This is a genomic window from Methanosarcina sp. MSH10X1, from assembly GCF_004099695.1.
Lineage (GTDB): Archaea > Halobacteriota > Methanosarcinia > Methanosarcinales > Methanosarcinaceae > Methanosarcina.
In genome coordinates, this window is sequence record NZ_SCHL01000009.1 from 40,655 (window position 1) to 59,582 (window position 18,928).

20 protein-coding genes are annotated in these 18,928 nt (G+C 42.7%); 12 read left to right on the forward strand and 8 right to left on the reverse strand.

The annotated features are described in order from the left end of the window. Positions 1-45 precede the first annotated feature (45 nt). The 11 genes from EQO05_RS08925 (at position 46) to EQO05_RS08970 (ending at position 9,939) form a co-directional block, all read left to right on the forward strand. Positions 46-1,644 (forward strand): methylamine methyltransferase corrinoid protein reductive activase, encoded by a 1,599-nt coding sequence (locus EQO05_RS08925; RefSeq protein ID WP_128505729.1) that lies wholly within the window; start codon positions 46-48, stop codon positions 1,642-1,644. A 293-nt stretch (positions 1,645-1,937) separates the two neighbouring features. After that, the gene (locus EQO05_RS08930) at positions 1,938-3,017 is read left to right on the forward strand and encodes a phosphatase PAP2 family protein (RefSeq protein WP_128505731.1); all 1,080 of its coding nucleotides are present in this window, start codon (positions 1,938-1,940) and stop codon (positions 3,015-3,017) included. Positions 3,018-3,579: 562 nt separating this feature from the next. Then, positions 3,580-4,476, forward strand: coding sequence for a pyridoxal 5'-phosphate synthase lyase subunit PdxS (gene pdxS, locus EQO05_RS08935; protein ID WP_128505733.1), 897 nt, complete (start codon positions 3,580-3,582; stop codon positions 4,474-4,476). Between the two features lie 269 nt (positions 4,477-4,745). Further along, positions 4,746-5,345, forward strand: coding sequence for a pyridoxal 5'-phosphate synthase glutaminase subunit PdxT (pdxT, locus tag EQO05_RS08940; protein WP_128505735.1), 600 nt, complete (start codon positions 4,746-4,748; stop codon positions 5,343-5,345). A 224-nt stretch (positions 5,346-5,569) separates the two neighbouring features. Continuing rightward, positions 5,570-5,977 carry a pyridoxamine 5'-phosphate oxidase family protein gene (locus tag EQO05_RS08945; RefSeq protein ID WP_128505736.1) on the forward strand — a complete coding sequence of 136 codons (408 nt, stop codon included), beginning with the start codon at positions 5,570-5,572 and terminating at the stop codon, positions 5,975-5,977. A 365-nt stretch (positions 5,978-6,342) separates the two neighbouring features. Then, a complete protein-coding gene (locus EQO05_RS08950; RefSeq protein ID WP_128505738.1) occupies positions 6,343-6,945 on the forward strand; it encodes a hypothetical protein in 603 nt (200 codons plus the stop codon). Between the two features lie 4 nt (positions 6,946-6,949). Then, on the forward strand, positions 6,950-7,285 hold the full coding sequence (locus tag EQO05_RS08955) for a hypothetical protein (RefSeq protein ID WP_128505739.1): 336 nt from the start codon (positions 6,950-6,952) through the stop codon (positions 7,283-7,285). Positions 7,286-7,303: 18 nt separating this feature from the next. After that, positions 7,304-7,471, forward strand: a complete 168-nt coding sequence (locus EQO05_RS15535; protein WP_164888517.1) for a hypothetical protein — start codon at positions 7,304-7,306, stop codon at positions 7,469-7,471. Continuing rightward, positions 7,453-8,115, forward strand: a complete 663-nt coding sequence (locus tag EQO05_RS08960; protein WP_164888518.1) for a hypothetical protein — start codon at positions 7,453-7,455, stop codon at positions 8,113-8,115. Before EQO05_RS15535 ends, EQO05_RS08960 begins: the two co-directional genes overlap by 19 nt. 7 nt (positions 8,116-8,122) lie before the next feature. Continuing rightward, a complete protein-coding gene (locus tag EQO05_RS08965) occupies positions 8,123-9,145 on the forward strand; it encodes a cytochrome c biogenesis CcdA family protein (protein ID WP_128505743.1) in 1,023 nt (340 codons plus the stop codon). Between the two features lie 95 nt (positions 9,146-9,240). Continuing rightward, complete coding sequence (locus EQO05_RS08970) at positions 9,241-9,939, forward strand: outer membrane lipoprotein carrier protein LolA (RefSeq protein ID WP_128505745.1); 699 nt, start codon at positions 9,241-9,243, stop codon at positions 9,937-9,939. 411 nt (positions 9,940-10,350) lie between these two features. On the opposite strand, the gene EQO05_RS08975 is transcribed toward EQO05_RS08970, so the two are convergent. From EQO05_RS08975 to rpl7ae, 6 genes are all read right to left on the reverse strand, one after another. Next, complete coding sequence (locus EQO05_RS08975) at positions 10,351-10,770, reverse strand: 30S ribosomal protein S6e (RefSeq protein WP_128505747.1); 420 nt, start codon at positions 10,768-10,770, stop codon at positions 10,351-10,353. Between the two features lie 131 nt (positions 10,771-10,901). Beyond that, positions 10,902-12,677 (reverse strand): translation initiation factor IF-2, encoded by a 1,776-nt coding sequence (infB, locus tag EQO05_RS08980; RefSeq protein WP_128505749.1) that lies wholly within the window; start codon positions 12,675-12,677, stop codon positions 10,902-10,904. A 155-nt stretch (positions 12,678-12,832) separates the two neighbouring features. Beyond that, the gene (ndk, locus tag EQO05_RS08985) at positions 12,833-13,282 is read right to left on the reverse strand and encodes a nucleoside-diphosphate kinase (protein WP_128505751.1); all 450 of its coding nucleotides are present in this window, start codon (positions 13,280-13,282) and stop codon (positions 12,833-12,835) included. A gap of 46 nt (positions 13,283-13,328) precedes the next feature. Next, on the reverse strand, positions 13,329-13,517 hold the full coding sequence (locus tag EQO05_RS08990) for a 50S ribosomal protein L24e (RefSeq protein WP_128505752.1): 189 nt from the start codon (positions 13,515-13,517) through the stop codon (positions 13,329-13,331). Positions 13,518-13,531: 14 nt separating this feature from the next. Continuing rightward, positions 13,532-13,753 carry a 30S ribosomal protein S28e gene (locus EQO05_RS08995; RefSeq protein ID WP_048140916.1) on the reverse strand — a complete coding sequence of 74 codons (222 nt, stop codon included), beginning with the start codon at positions 13,751-13,753 and terminating at the stop codon, positions 13,532-13,534. A 24-nt stretch (positions 13,754-13,777) separates the two neighbouring features. Next, positions 13,778-14,140: a 50S ribosomal protein L7Ae gene (rpl7ae, locus tag EQO05_RS09000; RefSeq protein WP_128505754.1), complete on the reverse strand. Its 363-nt coding sequence runs from the start codon at positions 14,138-14,140 to the stop codon at positions 13,778-13,780. Positions 14,141-14,449: 309 nt separating this feature from the next. Here rpl7ae and EQO05_RS09005 point away from each other — a divergent pair, with 309 nt between their 5' ends. After that, the gene (locus tag EQO05_RS09005) at positions 14,450-15,097 is read left to right on the forward strand and encodes a TatD family nuclease-associated radical SAM protein (RefSeq protein ID WP_128505756.1); all 648 of its coding nucleotides are present in this window, start codon (positions 14,450-14,452) and stop codon (positions 15,095-15,097) included. Between the two features lie 205 nt (positions 15,098-15,302). Here EQO05_RS09005 and EQO05_RS09010 read toward each other — a convergent pair whose 3' ends face one another. Together EQO05_RS09010 and EQO05_RS09015 are read right to left on the reverse strand one after the other, a co-directional pair. Next, a complete protein-coding gene (locus tag EQO05_RS09010; protein ID WP_240664519.1) occupies positions 15,303-16,727 on the reverse strand; it encodes a WD40 repeat domain-containing protein in 1,425 nt (474 codons plus the stop codon). 385 nt (positions 16,728-17,112) lie between these two features. Continuing rightward, the gene (locus EQO05_RS09015) at positions 17,113-18,828 is read right to left on the reverse strand and encodes a nitrous oxide reductase family maturation protein NosD (protein ID WP_128505759.1); all 1,716 of its coding nucleotides are present in this window, start codon (positions 18,826-18,828) and stop codon (positions 17,113-17,115) included. Between the last annotated feature and the right edge of the window lie 100 nt (positions 18,829-18,928).

Genomic DNA, 18,928 nt, shown 5'->3' on the forward strand with positions numbered 1-18,928 from the left:
CGGGAAAGTATGAACAAAAGTTTTCACGAAACCCTGGGATAAGATATGGATCAGGCAATAAATATCGACATCGGGACCAGCGGGATTCGAGCCCAGCTCCTGAATCTTACGGATTCTTCGGTTCTCAGGACTGCAATTCTGTCCAGAAACCCGCTTCCGGGTGCAAATGTCTTTGACCATATGGACTTTGCGATCAATTATGGGCAGGGAATAGCCCATGAAATTCTCGTCTCAGCCGTAAACTCTCTGATAAACAACCTCAAGCCAGAAAATCTTAAGCGCGTAGCCATCTGTGGAAATCCGATCCAGCTGTCGATATTTGAGGGAATAGAGATCAGGGACCTGGCATTTGCAGGAAAAAACGCCCTCGAAAAATTACATTTAAAGCCTCCGGAAAGGGACGGGCACATTGTCCCAGGAAGTGAAATCGGGCTTTGTAAAGACATCGATGTGATTATCCCGCCTTCAGTGAGGCATGAGATCGGGGCCGATGCTCTTGCCATGATGATAAAGTCCGGGTTTCTTGATACTCCCGAAACGTGCATGGTTACGGATTACGGGACAAATGCCGAGATGGCCCTGAAGGTAGGCGACAGAATATACACAGGGTCGGCTGCTGCAGGCCCTGTCATCGAAGGACAGCAGATCAGTAAAGGAATGCTGGCAACCCCCGGAGCTATTGCCGATCTCAGGCTTTCCGGAGGCTGGCAGGCGCTTGTCCTTGATGGAGAACTCAGGCTGGTTGAGGGGCCGAGAATCAACCTGCGCAACGGGACTTTCAAAACCACAGGATATCCTGCAAAGGGAATTACAGGCACGGGGGTTATTTCCCTTATGTATGCAGGGCTTGTAACCGGCATAATAAAACCGCCTCGCATTGAAGGCAGTAAGATTCTGCTGGGAAAGGAGATCGCATTTACGGAGGAAGACGTAATAGAAGCCGGAAAAGCCTTCGGAGCCCTGAGAGCAGGTCACCTGACACTGATGCATGAGGCAGGTATAGAATATGAAGACCTGGAAACTATGTACATGTGCGGGGCAAGCGGAACTTATGTAGACCCTCTAAAAGCCCGCTTTACAGGCATTGTACCTGCAACGCCGAAAAAAATCGTCCAGTGCGGAAATACCTCACTGGAACTTGCAAAAGACCTTGCCTTTGATCCCGACTACCTCTCATACCTCAATGAAATAAAGACATCAATCCTTGCAAACCATATCATGTTTGCCTCGTCCCCCATCTTTGCAGCCATTTATGTCCAGGAAATAGCCCTATGGAATGAAGGGATGCCGCTTGAAAAGTATAATGCAAACCTTGAGAGATCAGGTATCCAGCCTATTCCCCAGAAACTGCAGGAAAGCATTATTGAGAGAAGATGTGAAAGGGATATCCTCGAACCTGGAGAGAGTCTGGAGATTATGGAGTGCAGATGGAATTTTTTCGCTACCATTCAGTGCAGCGGCTGCGATGCCTGCGTGAAAGGATGCCCTGAAGAGGCTCTTTCAAGAGAATACGAGAGTTTTAAGATCAATACTGAAAAATGTCTTGGTACCGCCTGCAGAAGATGCGAGGAAAGGTGCCCTGAAGAGAAGTTTTCGATCAGTAATTTTAAGCTGGAACGCCCGGAATACGCGGAGATGGAATAGTAATCTGACAGCAGTAACTATACTTTGAAGACATTACTTAAAAAACATTACTTAGAAAACTACTTAGAAAACTACTTAGAAAACATTACTTATAGGACATTACTTAGTATACGCTAATCGGAGAACATGATATAGAAAACTTAAAATAATCATCTAGCCCTGATCGGCATTAAAATAATCATCCAGCCCTGATCGGCATGAGCTTTTACAGGTTTCCTGATTCGGCTATATCCAGAACCTGTTGATAAAGCCGGATATATCGCAGGCAAATCTTTAATCAGGAGTCAGTACCCTTGTTTCAGACCGAACCCATACTTTACCTGCAATCCTCTGGAAACGAATTGCTTACATCCCTGATGATTCTGATAACTACAATGGGATCATCGGCATTTTTAGCTGTTGTAATAATTAGCATTACTTTCGGGATAAATTTCCGGAAAGGCTTTCTTTTGTTCCAGCTTTTAATCTGGACAGGGCTGATTACCGAAATTATTAAAACACTAGTATCCTTTCCAAGGCCGGATTTTGTAGATAACAGAGTGCTTAATCTTGAATGCGGATTAAAGAGTACCTCACCTTTTAGCGGAAACGGACCTGAAGGTATATTTGCACTTCCCGACAAAGAGGTTCTTGAAACATTCCGCCTTCAAGAAACGAACTCACATTCACATTTCGGTTTCCCTTCCGGGCATGTTGCACTTACAACTGCACTCTGGGGGGGAGGTTCCGCGATCTTCAACAGCAGGATAATTAAAACCATGGCTCCGGTCATGATATTACTTGTAGCATTTTCAAGGCTGTACCTGGGAAGACATTTCCTGGGAGATCTGCTGGGAGGGGCGACTGTAGGCTTAATTTTCCTGATTGCTTTTACCCTTTTTCTCAAGAGCCCCCTGAAAGATGAGTTTTTCAGGAAAGAAAACTTTGAACCTGTATTCAGGCGCCAGAATATCATTATTTACGGCATTATGTTTGTTATCCCTCCCGCACTTACAGCCCTATCTCTCGTGAGTGCTGAAGCAGCCGGCTTTCTCCTTGGCACGAATGTAGCATATATTCTGATTATACGAAAAGGCCTCCCTGATGATACGGGAAGTGCGGAACAGAGAGTTTTGAGAATATTTATTGCACTCCTGATGTTCGGAGTTTCCAGTCTTGTTCTCGCTGCCGGGTTCGAAACTATACAACCCACACCCTATCTAAGTTTTAAGCTCATTGAATTTTTAGAAGCTTTCGTACCTGCATCCACAATCTGGGCGTCTGTAGTGATCTGCACAAAACTCAACCTCTATAGAAGAGGGAAGGAGTTGACAGGCGACCGGGAAAGGGAATGGAACAGGAAATCACTGGAAAAGCACGATAAAGGTTATTAAGACTCGTTAAGGACCGGATTACAGTTTTATGCTGCAGTTAACAAATCCTGGTTTAAGCCTTGAGAATTAAATAAAAAATCATCGGATTTACTCAGGGATTCACCGGGAGGTCTTTTCGGGTTCGGTTTGCCCTGTATTCCGGGAAAACTTTAGATCCCAGGACCTTAAGGGGATCATATATATTATATGAAGACTGAAATAGTGTTAATAATCCTTAAGCCATAGACTTAAAAACCAGCTAAAGAGTTACGGTAAGGCTCTGTAATGCATTTTCTAAATAAGGGGGATGAATTGTACAGAGCTAAGAAATTTATATACTCCAAAAAAAAGAAAAAATTGTAAGTAATTATAATCTAATTTGTTCTGTAGCTGTTCATAAGGAATAACTTAAATAATGCTTTTAACTATTGAGCGTATTCACAATTCACCTGAGAAGTAACTAACTAAAAACCGCAACCTGTCGGTTGCAATCAATAGAAAAGACCCAAGGGTCGTTTCACCGTGGAAAGGTTTCCCACGGCATAAAGCTTATACTCATATCAAAACAGAGAGGAAGACATTCATGGACTTTGAAAAATTAAGACACGGGACCGAACTAATCAAGCGGGGCTTTGCAAGAATGCAGAAAGGGGGTGTGATCATGGATGTTACAACTCCAGAGCAAGCCAGGATCGCAGAAGAAGCCGGAGCAGTTGCTGTTATGGCTCTCCAGGCTGTCCCTGCGGATATCAGGAAAGCAGGCGGAGTTGCGCGTATGGCTGACCCTGAGATTGTCCAGCAGATCATTGATACGGTTACAATCCCGGTAATGGCAAAAGCCAGGATAGGACACTTCGTCGAAGCCGAAATCCTTGAAGCCCTGGGTGTTGACATGGTGGACGAATCTGAAGTTCTGACCCCTGCCGACCCCTACTTCCATATAGACAAAACGCAGTTTACCGTGCCTTTTGTCTGCGGAGCCCGAAACCTCGGGGAAGCTCTCCGGAGAATTAACGAAGGGGCAGCCATGATCCGGACAAAAGGCGAAGCCGGAACCGGAGACGTCAGCCAGGCAGTAAAACACATGAAGCAGATCCAGGGCGAAATCCGCGCCCTTGCCGGAAAGACTAAAGAAGAGTTAATCATGGTTTCCAGGGACATCGAAGCCCCTATAGAGCTTGTAGTCGAAACCTCAAAAATGCAGCGCCTGCCTGTAGTAAACTTTGCAGCCGGCGGAGTTGCGACCCCCGCAGATGCAGCACTCATGATGCGGCTCGGGGCAGACGGAGTTTTCGTAGGCTCAGGCATCTTTAAAGCCGAAAATCCTGAGAAGATGGCAAGAGCCGTTGTTGAAGCCGTAAACAACTTTGACAACCCTGCAAAACTCGCTGAGATTTCAAAAGGCGTGGGCGCCGGAATGAAAGGAATCAGCGCAAGCATGATCCCTGTTGAAGAAGCCCTTCAGGAACGCGGCTGGTGACCAAGCCTTTTGGAAAAAGGCTTGAGCGAAAACCTTTTTTGAAAAGGTTTTATCGCAAACTTTTTCTGAAAAAGTTTGATCAAAAACAATGAAATTTTGGATTTGAGGATCTTATCCCCAAACCCTGTCCGGCGTGATTAACTGTTACGCCGGTTGAGAATTTAATTTTTAAAAACGGATTTTTCTTGCGGGCTGTTAGAATAAATTACTTCAATTTTTTATTTTTTGATCAAAAAACAACGAATTATTTCTGGAAAATGGTGTTTTTCATGAAGATAGGTGTAATCGCTATTCAAGGAGCGGTTTCTGAGCATGTTGATGCTTTGAGGAGAGCCCTTAAGGAAAGAGGGGCGGATGCAGAGGTAGTTGCTATAAAGCATAAGGGTGTTGTGCCGGAGTGCGGCGGGATTGTGATTCCCGGCGGGGAGAGTACCACGCTTTGCAGGCTGCTTGCCCGCGAGGGGATTGCAGAAGAGATTAAGGATGCGGCTGCAAGAGGCGTTCCGATTCTCGGGACCTGCGCAGGTTTGATTGTTATTGCAAAGGAAGGCGACGAGCAGGTTGAGAAAACCAGCCAGGAACTGCTCGGGATTATGGATACGAAGGTCAATAGGAACGCTTTTGGAAGGCAGAGGGATTCTTTCGAAGCCGAGCTTGAAGTTGAGATCCTTGGTTCTCCTTTTACCGGCGTGTTTATCAGGGCTCCCGGAATTGTAAATTGCGGGCCTGGGGTACGCGTGCTTTCAAGGCTTGATGACCTGATTATTGCCGCAGAACAGGGAAACGTGCTGGCGCTTGCTTTCCATCCGGAATTAACCGACGATTTGCGGATTCATCAGTATTTCCTGGATAAAGTGTTTAACTGTTAAGACCAGACAGGTTTCCGACTGTTTCCTATTTTATTTCGGGCTCTGAGCTCTTTATTAAAGATTATTTATTTTTTAATATTATTTCCTGAGTTTCTGGCATATTTTATTATAAATATATAAATCCGGACAAAAAGTGCTCTTACTTCTTTTATTTAAGATACCTTGAAAGTTATATACAGATTGCAACCATATTAGTAAAAATCAATTCAATAAGGGGTATATAAATGGTAAAATTGACTGATGAAATGAAGGAAGACTTTGCGAAAATGAAAGTTTTCCCGTTCGCAACTGCATCTAAATCCGGAGAACCGAATGTAATACCAATAGGGCTGTGCATTTTACAGGAAGATGGAGAAACAATCTGGATAGCAGACAATTATTTCCTTAAGACCCGTAAAAACCTTGATGAAAATCCCAGGGGCTCAATCTATGTCTGGGGACCCGAGATTAAAGCCTGCTATCAGATAAAAGGAGATATTGAGATAAAGACTGAAGGGGAAGATTACGAGGATATGTATAAAATGGTTAAAGCTAAATCAGAGAAGTTCCCTGCAAAAGCCCTTGTAGTTATGAAAATTACTGAAGTTTATGACTGCAAACCCTTCACAGAACCAGGAAAGAGAATTCTCTAAAAGCTTTTAGAGATTATATGAAAAATTTTACGATTTTATTCTGACTTAGGGGATGAGATAATACCCCATTATCTTTCTTTTTTGACAAATTATTCTAATAAAAGATGCTATCACGCCATTTTTCTGAATACTATTTCTTTTTGTAACAATTTATCATAAAACTATAGTTTAATTGTTAAGAGGTTTAGGTCGGAAAACATATAAAGGATTGTTTAAAACTGAATAAGTGAGAATGTTCTGCAGGGTTCAGTACAGTTTGAGATCCATCCTGAACTCTGCATACCCGAAGGCATGAAGTATATGACTTTAAAACCATTTTAAAGTTTTCTTCTTGCCTCTTGAATAAAAGTAAGAGGTGAAATAGATTGGAATTAAATAAAAAAGTTCAAAGAATCAGCGGGCTTTTCATGATAATGCTTGTCGTAGGTATGGTACTAGTTACACCTGCATTGGCATGCCCAGCTGGAACGGATTGTGGGAATAGCTCGCTCTCTGGAGATCCAATAAAATTAACAGGAGAAGAAAAAGACAAAGTAGTTGATATGGCTTTAAAAAATAGCCATGTAAAAAAACTTCAAAGTCAGTTGAAAGATGAAGGCCTCATACAGAAAGATCCAGAAGCATTTACTGTACCAATGAAAACAGAAGATAGCTCTGTGAGCAATACACAAGTTGTTGTAATAGGGTTCGAATCATCTAGTGCAGAGGTAAATGTAACAAAGAAAACGATAATGTTCGCATACGATCCAGTAACCGACGGTACTGCCATAATTGAAGGTACTGGATGGGATTGTACTCTTTGTGCTGCTGGCATAGCCGGATGTGGGGCATGCGCTGCTTCTTGCACAGTAATAAACGCTACGTGTATACTATGCTTAGCGTCGGTGTGTACAGCGTCTTTATATCAGTGTACTGTATGTTGTTGCAATTTAGGAAACCAGTGGTGTTGCGATCGACTTGACTGGTGATTGAATGGATGGAGATATAAATAACAAGGGAAGGATTTACCTCCCTTTCCTCCTTCTATTTATTTCTTTGATTCTCATGGGAATTAGCCTGGCGGGTTCTATAGTAGAGTCATTTAACTATATTCCTTTTACACTAATAGGACTCGGCATATTTTTATTAGCTCTTTCATTACTTAAGAAAAATATGACAAGTGCATTAAAGATAGCTAGTTCGGGTGCTTTTATTATCGGAATTTTTTTAGGAGTTTTTTTCTGGGGAAGAATCTATATTAATATATTTCTGATTTTCATCGGTTGTATTATAGTGTATATTATTATTACTAAAAGAGTTCATTCATGAAAATTGTGAGGTGTTTCAATGAAAACAATAATTTTAATAATTTTGATACTTCTTTCAATATCTCTTGTTGGATTGGGTTATATAGAAAGTAAGCCAAACAGTTACGATTTAAAATATAATTTTGATGAAGGTGATGTGTTTGCCACGATATTGTATCTTCTGTTGAAATGCCAAATAAAATGGTAACTCCGATAAACGTTGATATGAATATTTTAGATATTAACAATACTAGTATTACTGTAAAGAAAATATCGATGGAAACAACCCCTGGGAACAAAATCAAAAAGTCCCATATTGAAACAATGACTGATCAAGGAGAAATAATAAAATTAAATTCTGAAGATTTAATACTACCAGAGATACAACCCGAGGTACCAAATACGATAATTTATCCAGAAAACCAGATCCACCAGGGAGAATCATGGACTATTCCTTTTAAAAGGGCAAATAACCTTACTACAGCGGGAATGTTAACTAGCTATGAATTATTAGGTACAAATAATTATACATGTATCGGTTTTAAAAATGTATCAGTCAGAGCAGGAAGTTTTGAATGTGTTGGTATTGAATCTGATTCAAATTTTACTTTAAATATGGTAACAAAAACATCTAATGGAACTGTTTATACTACAATAGCTGGAAAGGAATCAGGTAAGAATTGGGTTGATTTAAACAGTGGGGTATTAGTCAAATCGGAATACGATGTGGATAAAGTTATTAAAACAGACCTTTCTGAGATATATGAGGAAATAGGGCTTGAAAAATGTTATAAGGAAACTCCAATAGATTCACATATAATTAGTGAACTTGTAAATTTTAAAGAAGGGTAACAAAATAATGCACAGATTAAGTATACTCCTTTTACTTTTTTTATTAATCCCAACAACCTCTGAGGAGCCTGTTTCAGTTCAATATTTCCATCAAAAAGGTTGCCACGATTGTGCAATAACTGATCCAATTATTGATCGAATAGATACTCAATATAAAAATAGCAGTGTTGTAATATCAAGAATTGAAACTAGTACTGCTGATGGTTTTAATCAATGGAATAAATATGGTTTTCTTGAAGTCCCGGCTATTGTAATTAATAACGAAACAAAAATTTCTAAAGAAGAGATTGCTGAAGAGAGAATTAAAAAATCAATCAATGAATACCTTTTGGAAGAGGAAAAAAACACAAATAACTCCATAAAAAATCTACAGGAAAACAAACAGGATAGTGGATATATAAACACAGACCTGAATTTGCCATTTGCTTATTCACTCGGCCTTTTTGCAGGTTTTTCACCCTGCTTGATGGCCATACTGGGATTTCTTTTAAGCTTTACTGCAGGAACAAGCAACAGCGCGAAAAACGGCATGGTACGCGCAATGGTATTTGGATTAGGGCTCGTGGGTTCCTACTTAGTATTGGGCTTGTGTTTGCTCTCATTCAGAAAATCAATTCCAAGTTTGGAAAGTTTTTCTTTAATAACAGGTATTATTTTAATTCTTATTGGATTAAATCTTCTAGGGATTTTAAAATCGCCTGTTGTTCTGGATAATTATTTTCAGAATTCTGCCCGGAAATATGCGAGTACTCTAGGTGGAGTTTTCTTCCTAGGGATATTGTTTTCGTTTGTAAAAGTTCCCTGCACCGCTCCCATGCTCCTTGTGTTGCTCAATAAGACTGTTACAAACGGAACTGTTAATGATCTGGCTCTATTGATTGCTTTTAGCGGCGGAGTATTAACTCCCTTTATTGGGGTTGGCCTGATTGGAGGTTATACTCTGTCTAAACAAATTCGTTCATACAGAATATACCTGAAAAAAATCAGTGGATTTGTGCTCATATTACTTGGTTTATGGATGATATTTTAAACCCAATTTTTTAAAGACATGTAAGAATTATCAATGTTTCCAAGCTATGAGTTTTACAACGTAGTTAAAAAAATTACCAATTGAAGGAGACTAACATGATAACAACGAAAGAACTTAGACCAATACTTGTTCTGGCTTTCATAACTGTAGCACTGTCTATCTCAGGCTGCACGGAAAAAGACCTGAGTGCAGAAGATATTGCAAGCCGGATGCTGGAGAAACAGGAAAGCATTCAAGATTATTCGTATACGATGCACACTACTTACTACGTCGGGGAAAAGGCCATAGAAAGCGAATTTAAAACCATATATAAGAAACCTCATATGATTAAGAACTTTATACAGGAACCCGGAAAAGAGGAAGAGACGCTTGTACTTTCAGATGGAGAATTCAGGTGGACATACGCTCCTGATACAAACACGGTAATGAAAACAAAGCTTCCCAAGACCCCGGAACCGACTGAAAGTGACTATCTGACTCTTATAGGGATTACCCTTAATGATACGAATATCTCTTTACTGGGTCTTGAGGAAATTGACAGCAGAGAAATTTACCTGCTGAAGGCTGTTCCTAAAGAAACCGAAGAAAACGCTGCTCAATATGAAATGAAAATCTGGATAGATAAAGAAACCTGGATGCCTCTTAAGTACGATCTGTATGACAGCCTTGGAAACCTGACAGTAAGAACCGAAATCTACGACCTTAAGGTTAACACAGGGATCCCGGACTCAGAATTTAAATTTAAGATCCCAAAAGGTGCTAAAATAGTAGATTCGGGAGAAATAAAACCCTGAATAATTGAACCTTGAAAGAAGCGAAATGCTAAAAATAGCGGAGTTTGCAGAAGTAAAGTCAGGAGACACTGAACATGGAAACATCTCTAATGAAAGAACGATTTTTGTATTTCATTATCGCTCTTATTGTAGGCACATTATTAGGGTACCTGTCTCATGATTTAATGAATGGAATACGTACTGGAATTTTCATTGGAATTGGGTTCGTTATAGGGAATATACTTGTAGGAAAAAGACGAGAGAGAAGGAAACAAGAAGTAAAAAAACACTAAAAGCAATAGCAAATGAAATAAGTCAAAACAAAATCGAATAAGCAAAAACATTATCAAAGCAAGTCAAATCAAAAAGAACCAGGACTAAAAATAAAGTAAAGAGTGTTTTAAAGCCCGCCCGTGGGCGGAACTTGAAAAATCACTCTGCTGGAGCCTCTGCTGGAGCTTCTGCTGCGGCTTCGAGGCCGAGAAGGGCTCTTATGGATTTGCTTCCGTATTCAACGACTTTTGCATTGATCTGGACGATGTCATGGGCAATTTCTTTGCCGCGCATCATCTTTCTCCTGCGCTGTCCGGGAAGCTTGGGGGTGTAGCCCACGCCGACTGCAAGCAGGATTCTCTGTCTTCTGGGGCCTGGGAGGTCGGGTTTCATAACGAAACCGCTGCCGTCACAGCCACCTGTGATCTTGACTTTGTATCCGGTAAGGCCGAAAACAGCACCATCAACAACATCGCCTATTGATTTTCCAATTAATGCGTTTGTCTCAGGGTCTTTTACATCGACCTGGTAAGCACGCCCTTCCTTTGGGTCAGAAACTACAACTTTGAAACTAGCCATGTGAAATCCTCCAATATCAGATTTATTTTTTAATAATTCCTTTGCCTTTCTATCCGAAATTTTAACCGGATTTTCCTGAATTTTTACCTGAACCTTATGTGCAGCCTGAATAATTTCTGCACTTATAAGCGTTATTTTGCCCAGAAAGGATTATCTCTCCTTTTCAGGGAAAGGAAAATGTCAAGAGTTTCCTTTTCATCGGTTGAAAGGGAATCATAGATCTCGTGCTCAAGAACTTTGGCATGCCTCTCAGGCACATTGATGTAGAGCACGTCTTCTTCTTTTATCTGCCGGCCTACGGTTGCACCTTCAATTGCCATTGCAACTTCTTTGCCTGCCCCTGCCGACGGAATATTCTCGCCTTCGGACTGCAATCCCTTGATCTTGCCTATAACGGTTCCGTTTTCAAGCATGACATCGGCATTTGTCCGCACGACTCCGCCAAGCACCCTTACGCCGACAACTGCGGGCTTGCTCTGCCGGAATACACAGCCCGGAAGGACTTTGAATTTTCCGGGACGGATTATCGTTTCGAAAATCTTCTTCTCAGCCTGTTCCCGCTGCTCTTTTACATATTTCTGGTAATCTTCGACCAGGCGGTAGATAACATCACTTGTGAATACCTTCACATTACTTTCCTGCAGGAAATCTCTGGCGTCAGGGTGAACTTTGACACTGAAACCTATGAGCACGGAATAAAGCGGGTCTTCAACCGTCGAAGCCTCAATAGCATCACGGTGTGAGATATCTCCCACTTCGGCTTTCCTGATAGGAACCTCGTCTTTCTGGAACTCATGCACAAGGGCTTCAAGGGAACCGAGAGTGTCGGCTTTGATCATTATTCCTACTGAACCCGTATCAATCCTGACCTCATCGATCTCGGATTTTACCTGGGTTACAATCTCATCAAGGGTTTCTTCGGTAGCAACCCTTATGGGAGAGCCTGCAAGGGCACCTTCGAGACCAGGAGCCGAAATCTTTACACCGACCGCAGCAGTTACCTTATTCACCTGCTTGAACTTGCTCTCGTAGCGGATTTCAGAAAGTTCCCTGGGTTTCAAGAGAGCCCGTACCTTTGTCTGGATTGGTTCTCCCAGGCTTCCGATAACAACCGTATCGCCCTTTTTCAAAGTGCCGTCATAGAGAATAACGTCAAGGGTTGCACCCAGACCTTTTTCTTCCTTGACCTCAAGCACGGTGCCGACTCCAGGGACTGTAGCGTTATACTGCAGGTTTGCTTCAAGGAATCTCTGGGCAAGGCCGAGAAGTACCATCAGGACATCAGGAATCCCTTCGCCCGTTACGGCACTTACAGGCACTACACCCAGGGTCTTCTGGAAGTTTGTAACCCTGTCGTACCTTTCTGCTGCAAAGCCCTGGTTGTATAATTCACCTATTACCTCGTAAAGCTTTGTCTCAAGCCGGGCCTGGACTTCCTCGGACTGCTTTTTGAAAGTCGCTGCAAAAGGAAGGTCTTTTTGTGAAACCCAGCCGCCAATCCTGTCGATCTTATTGGCAACAACAACAAAAGGAGTTTTAAACCGTTTTAAGATCTGCAGGCTTTCGTAGGTCTGGGGCTTAAAACCTTCGTTTATGTCCACGACAACAATTGCAAGGTCAGCAAGGGCGCCTCCCCTGCTTCTTAAAGTTGTAAAGGCATGATGTCCAGGAGTATCAATAAAGAGCAGTCCCGGCACTATGAACCGATCTCGAAGCCTTGGGTCTCCGAGCTTGTTGATAATCACATCCATTGGGACTTCAGTTGCCCCGATATGCTGGGTGATGGCACCGGCTTCTCCACTGACAATTGCAGTACCCCTGATCTTGTCAAGCAGAGTCGTTTTCCCGTGGTCAACGTGCCCCATCACGCAGACTATAGGAGTCCTCAAATTTTTCTTGTCGGCCATATGCAAAACCTCTCTCATTCCCGCGTCTTACTCGCTGCAGGTCCAGAAGGGTCCGGGTTTCCCCTAAGGACCCATATTGCAGGTACCGGATAAACAAAAGCCTTGAGTCGCACCCTGAAGAGGCTCCAGGAACACGAAGCGGCTTTGTACCTGCTTTATTCGTACAGACAGACTTCGTCGATCCTGGAATATTTCCCGATTTCGGAGTCCTTAAAGTGAATTGCAATTTCCCTTGCTGCAGCGTCCGGGGAGTCGGATGCGTGAACTACATTTCTGCCCACATCCAGAGCGAAGTCCCCACGGATTGTACCGGGAGCCGCATCCACAGGGTTTGTAGCCCCGTTTATGGCTCTCATGACCCTGATTGCATCTTTTCCTGCAACTACCATTGAAACCGAAGGGCCCGACGTGATGAATTCGACAAGACCGGAGAAGAAAGGCCTCGCTGAATGTTCAGCGTAGTGTTCTTTCGCAGCGGCTTCACTGATAACGTTCATCCTGAGAGCGACGATTTTTAAACCCCGCTTTTCGATTCTGGAAATTACCTCTCCGACCAGCCCGCGCTGGACTCCGTCAGGTTTTACCATAACGTATGTCTGTTCCATATGCACACCTTAATAATCCGAACAAATAAACTGGCAACTCTATTCTTTATGCTTTCTTCAGCTGGATTCTGCCTTTCTCGGTCCACTCGGTACGCCTTGGAAGCCTACCCAGACTGAAGTTGCTCATGCACTTGGAAGAGTGCATGTAATAGGTAGAGCCGTCTTTCTTGACGTAGAGCTTACCGGTTCCGGGCTCCAGCATTTTTCCACAAAAATAGCATTTCCTCTGTTCCATCCATCTCACCTTTCTTATCTGGTGGTCAATTTCTTAGCTTCTCTTGATGTCTCAAGAAGCATCAGGATGTCGCCAATACGGACAGGGCCCACGCAATTTCTTGTAATAACACGACCCTTATCCCTGCCTTCCAGAACCCTGCACTGGATCTGGCTGGCTTCACCATGCATACCCGTATTCCCGATAACGTCAATAACCTCAGCAGCAAAGCCGCCGGTTGTGCTTTCGTCAGCCATAATCAGCACCTCATGTTATCAGGATTATTTAAGAGCTTCAAGCTTCTGAGCAATGTCCTGAACCATTTCAGCTGCTTTTCCTGCATCTATGATTGCGACGGTTGCACAGGACACACCAAGCCCACTGGCTGCACCAAGTTCCTTCTGGTTCTTGATGAAAATGTAAGGTGCTTTCTTTTCTTCGGAAAGGGGACCGATGTGAGCAACGATCTCGGCAGGCTCGATGTCTTCTGCGATAAGGACGAGCTTTGCATTGCCTCTCTCGATTGCTTTTGTGGCTTCATTGGTGCCTTTCTTAATCTTTCCAGTGTCTCTGGCAAGCTCCAGAGCTTCAAGTGCTTTGTTTGTAAGTTCTTCTGGAACGTCGAATTTAGCTAATTGTGCCATTTAAGATTCTCCTTCGAAATTGCGAGTACCGCAATTTTTCATCAATCATAGGTTTTTAACACATATCTGTCAACATTGAAATTCAGATTCTTAAATTAAAGCCTGAGATACTTCAATGCGGAGAGTAAATGAGTTGAAACAAGATACTGCTAGCTAAATGCCGCAGATCGAACCTTAGAAGTACATGATCACCTATAAACTTTCTGCTTGAAAACGCAAGTCATAAACGAAAAGCAGGAGTAAAGTAATAAGGAATTCGTATATATAAGGCTATTTTCAATTCCCGGACAACAAATGAATTAATACGTCATGGTTATAAGGAATGTAAGAAATTTTGGTCTCATGGACACAATTTACTACGAAGCTCATAAAAATCTCTATCTTAACCTTACAAACCGGTGCAGTGCAGACTGCATTTTTTGCATCCGCAATTTTGCAGACGGGGTTTACGGGTATGACCTGAGGCTATCAAGAGAACCGACAACTGAAGAAGTCACCGGAGCCCTGGGGGAACTGGACCTTTCGAAATACCGGGAAATCGTATTCACAGGCCTTGGGGAGCCCACCCTCAGGCTCGACGTGGTACTTGCAGTTACCCGCTGGCTAAAAAGCCGGAGTATCCGGATCAGGCTTGATACCAATGGACAGGCAGCCCTGATAAATCCCGGAAGAGATGTGATCTCGGAACTTAAATCCGCTGGAATAGATTCCATTTCCGTAAGCCTGAACGCCGAGTCCGAAGAAAAATATAACAAACTCTGCCGGCCGATTCACAGGAATGCTTATGGTGCGATACTTGATTTCATAAGAGAGGCGAGGAAGGCAGGAATAAGTACAAGAGTTACGGTAGTTGAAGTGTCCGAAATAGACCTGGAGAAATGTAAAAAGCTTGCTGATGAGCTTGATTCGGACTTCCACGTAAGGGTTTTATCCGAAGCTGCAAGCAAAGAAATCTGAAAGCTATGGAGACGATAAAAGGCTCGGATCCTTAAGAGGTTCAGAGATTTAAGATCCTTGAGAGAGTAATCAGCTTTATAACTGAAAGTTACCGGCTAAAAAATCATATAATCCCAATTTGTATTATTTAGATATACCGAACTGAATTTACAGAACTGGAAGGGTAACCTTCCAGAGCTGAAATTTCAGGCTTCGGATTTTTTTCTTAATTCCCAGACATGCGTCCTTCGTCATCAAGGTTTTCAAAATCGCCTGAGTCTTCCTCCGAAGTCCGTTTTTTGAAAGTTTTGTTTTTCAGGTAGATTGCTACTATTAAGACTGCCAGTAAAAGAATTATAGGAAACTTAAAGAAATTAAGCAGCTCCGAAAGCTTTGAGGAATTCTTTTCAAAGTTCAGGTTGACTGCACCCGGGCCTCCGTCACTATTTATACCACCCGAATCTTTGCCTGAGGATGCCGAGGCAATCTCAACTACACTTTCAATGCCCCCGGTCGTTGCGGTTCCTTCTTTTTTCGTCATTCCGGCTTCTACCTTCTCAAGATCGGATTCCCTGATTTTTTCCCTGGAAAGGAAACTTTCTCCGAAAAGCCTTGCAAAAACCGTGGAATTTCGCTCAAAAAGGTATACTGCTCCGTCATCGCTCGCTGCGGCAAGAGTCGAGCTATCGAGAGAAACAGATACGCAGTTAATATTTCCTCCGCAACTTGTGTTCCAGAATTCGTTTCCTTCCATATCGAGGACATAAAGCGTATCATCCCAGCTTCCGGCTGTAATGAACGAAACGTCGGGCGAAATTACAACGCTGTATATATCGTCTTTTGCCTGGTAGTCCCAGAGTTTCGTACCAGTACTGTTAAACAGGTAGACCCTATCGTCAAAACTTCCTGCTGCCAGGTGTGAACCGTCGCTTGTTAGCGAAACGCTGCTGATCCAGTAAGCAGGATTATGCATCCAGGAAAATTCCCCTTTCCGGTCAAGTAGATAAACATTATAATTGGACCCGCCGGCAGCCACATAATAAGCATGCGGGGTCATGCATACGCTATTGATTACACTGCCTGTCTTTTTTTCCCAGATTTTATTTCCTTTACTGCCAAAAAGGTAAATATACTGATTGGAACTCCCGGTTGCAATATAGGAACCATCCCTGGAGATGACTACACTCCGAACTGGAGCCCCGGAATCAAAATCCCATAAAAGCTTGCCTTCCCTGTTAAAGAAGTAAAGCTTGCCGTCCTCACTGCCTGCTGCCACATACGAACCGTCATAAGAGACCGCAACACTATTCAAACTGCCTCCTGTTTCGTAATTCCAGAGCAGGTTTCCATCCCGAGTAAAAAAGTATACCCTGTTATCGTTGCTCCCTGCAGCTACACGAGTTCCGTCTGAAGAAATCGATACGGTATAAACAACATCTCCCGTAGTATAATTCCAAAGCTTTTTCCCTTCAGGATTAAAAAGAGAAACATTATGATCGAAACCCCCGACTGCAACATAACTTCCCCCGGAAGAGAGAGAAACCGTATTGACTATGTGTCCGGTTTCACATTTGCAGAGCAGGTCAAAAGCCCTGAGTTCCCGGAAGTCTGTTTCCTCACTGTCCGGGGTAACAGCATCCGCAGACCCCAAATCTGCAAACGGACCGAAGAGCAGACCCAGTATTATAAATAACCATATTCCCGCCGACTGTCTCATAGTAATTATAATGTAGGAGTTTATTCCAAATGAATTTTTTGTCAGGGTTTGCAGAGAAAAAAGGAATTTAGTCCCGGCTAATCGAAAAGCCAGGATAAAGCATTGAAAGATCAGTAAAATGATAATTCAGGTAAAAAATGATAAAAATAGAAAGTAATTGAAAAAAATGGAAAAAATGATAGAGATAGAATGGAAGGGAGAAAATAACAGAATATGGCAGGAGAATAAAACTATAGAAAGATGCAAAAAGAATATAGAGCAAAGAAAAAAAATTAATGAGTATGAAAAAATAAAATATAAAAAAATTGAATTTAATTTTTCAAACCTGTTTAGCCAGGAAAACGAGAGATCCTTTTTCAGTGCCATTTCCGGAGTAGTTAGCCGGAACCTTGAGTACAATTTCAAAATCTTTACTTGAATTAGCTGGAATTACTTCAGAGAAATTCGACCAGAAAAGGGAAGAGATATAGATGCCTTCTGAGAAAACCGTGCCTGAAGAGTCTCTAACTTCAGCGGAAAGATTGACATTGCCTTTTCCTGTATTCCTTACCTGCAAAACCTGAGGTTTGCCTGACTGTCCTGCTGGCTGCCCGGAGAGCAGGGTTCCGAAGTCAAGGGCACTTCTGTCAACCTCAATGGAAACATCAGATGTATTATTTGTTTCAGGCATTCCGATTATGACCGTAAGATCCACCCCGATCACGGAAGGAGGTCTGGCAAGCGGGAAATAATCAAAATCACTTCCGTTTATATTGAATGGCAGGTCGCAGATCCCATCCGAATCCGAATCGTTTGAGACCTGGGAAAAACCTGTCCCTTCCGGATTTGCCCAGAAGTTCCCTCCAAGGCTAGGACCCCCTACAATATTTGTCGCGGGTGAACGGGTAGTATTCCAGATATTTCCCTCAGCGTTTTCGGTCCTCACATTTATGCTATTATTGAAGCAATTATTGTAAATGCGGTTATCTGCACTGTAGTCCAGCAGATAGATGCCGGATTCGTTATTTGCTATTATTGTATTGTTAGACAGCTCGTTGTCGTGGCAATCTTCCCTCAGAAAAATGCCCGTGCTGCTGTTTGAAATTGTGTTATTATAGACCCTGGAATCGAAGACAAAAGTTAGATAAATTCCGTTCCCGCAACCTGTAATTAGATTGTCACGCAGCACAGTTCTTGCCTGAACGTCGTAAATATCGATGCCTGTACTGCAGTTTATGATTTCATTCCTTGAGACAAGATTGTTTCCGCCGCAGCAGGCAATACTTATCCCATCGCCGTTCGAGACCCTGTTCTGGAACATTATATTATCCCAGCAGTGAGCTCCAAGCACAAGGTTACTCTCCTCAATGGTATTATTTATCAGCAGATTCCTCCCGCATCCTTCATCAAGCCAGATACCGTTACGGAAAAAAGTGTTCTTCAGGAGTGTAACGTTCCTGGAGTTCTGCAGGTAAATCCCGTATCGGTTTTCGAAAAACGTGTTATTCTCGATTGTGCAGTTGTTAACCTGCTCAAGGCAGATCCCTGCTGGAGGGCAACCTATCTCATCCCACTCATAAACAGACGTATTCGACCCCGAATTCGAAGCCTGCCCCGACGACTGGTTTTCTCCTGTATCACCGGGACCACTGGAATTATTAACCGCGACAGAAGAATTTACAGAATTCGAAGGCTCAGGAACGCCGGGAAGTTTCCCAGGCCCGGTTATATTGAAGCCGCTGATAGTTACGTTATCAGCCTTAACCTGGAATATACTGGAATTTCCATCTTTTGCCCTCAAAAGCACATGATCAGGGCTTTCAAATTCCGAACTTATGGTTAAGCCTGACACATTGACAATAATATTCTCCTGGTATTCCCCGGCTTTGACGATTACAATATCTTCAGACGTAGAATTATTTACTGCAGCCTGAATTGAATTCCCGGGTTCTACATAGATAACTTCTGCACTTCCGATGCCTGCTGAAAACAGAAACAAAACGACAACCAATGCGGCACTGAACCTCCGCCTGTTACTGCAATCTCCGATAAGCATAATTCTCAGAATTGACCCCCCAGAAACCTGAAACTAACCCCTCCGGATCAGGATAGAAGAAATTTTGAAACTGTAGTTATTATAATTATGATCTGTCAAT

What these genes read in the sequence shown, in the direction of transcription:
- rpl7ae (WP_128505754.1), bottom strand. Translation starts at nt 14,140, where the DNA reads ATGGCACAATTAGCTAAATTCGACGTTCCAGAAGAACTTACAAACAAA.
- infB (WP_128505749.1), bottom strand. Translation starts at nt 12,677, where the DNA reads ATGGCCGACAAGAAAAATTTGAGGACTCCTATAGTCTGCGTGATGGGG.
- EQO05_RS08955 (WP_128505739.1), top strand. Translation starts at nt 6,950, where the DNA reads ATGGATGGAGATATAAATAACAAGGGAAGGATTTACCTCCCTTTCCTC.
- EQO05_RS08925 (WP_128505729.1), top strand. Translation starts at nt 46, where the DNA reads ATGGATCAGGCAATAAATATCGACATCGGGACCAGCGGGATTCGAGCC.
- EQO05_RS08965 (WP_128505743.1), top strand. Translation starts at nt 8,123, where the DNA reads ATGCACAGATTAAGTATACTCCTTTTACTTTTTTTATTAATCCCAACA.
- pdxT (WP_128505735.1), top strand. Translation starts at nt 4,746, where the DNA reads ATGAAGATAGGTGTAATCGCTATTCAAGGAGCGGTTTCTGAGCATGTT.
- EQO05_RS08970 (WP_128505745.1), top strand. Translation starts at nt 9,241, where the DNA reads ATGATAACAACGAAAGAACTTAGACCAATACTTGTTCTGGCTTTCATA.
- EQO05_RS08990 (WP_128505752.1), bottom strand. Translation starts at nt 13,517, where the DNA reads ATGGAACAGAGGAAATGCTATTTTTGTGGAAAAATGCTGGAGCCCGGA.
- EQO05_RS08975 (WP_128505747.1), bottom strand. Translation starts at nt 10,770, where the DNA reads ATGGCTAGTTTCAAAGTTGTAGTTTCTGACCCAAAGGAAGGGCGTGCT.
- EQO05_RS15535 (WP_164888517.1), top strand. Translation starts at nt 7,304, where the DNA reads ATGAAAACAATAATTTTAATAATTTTGATACTTCTTTCAATATCTCTT.
- ndk (WP_128505751.1), bottom strand. Translation starts at nt 13,282, where the DNA reads ATGGAACAGACATACGTTATGGTAAAACCTGACGGAGTCCAGCGCGGG.
- EQO05_RS08945 (WP_128505736.1), top strand. Translation starts at nt 5,570, where the DNA reads ATGGTAAAATTGACTGATGAAATGAAGGAAGACTTTGCGAAAATGAAA.
- EQO05_RS09015 (WP_128505759.1), bottom strand. Translation starts at nt 18,828, where the DNA reads ATGCTTATCGGAGATTGCAGTAACAGGCGGAGGTTCAGTGCCGCATTG.
- EQO05_RS09005 (WP_128505756.1), top strand. Translation starts at nt 14,450, where the DNA reads ATGGTTATAAGGAATGTAAGAAATTTTGGTCTCATGGACACAATTTAC.
- EQO05_RS08960 (WP_164888518.1), top strand. Translation starts at nt 7,453, where the DNA reads ATGCCAAATAAAATGGTAACTCCGATAAACGTTGATATGAATATTTTA.
- EQO05_RS08995 (WP_048140916.1), bottom strand. Translation starts at nt 13,753, where the DNA reads ATGGCTGACGAAAGCACAACCGGCGGCTTTGCTGCTGAGGTTATTGAC.
- pdxS (WP_128505733.1), top strand. Translation starts at nt 3,580, where the DNA reads ATGGACTTTGAAAAATTAAGACACGGGACCGAACTAATCAAGCGGGGC.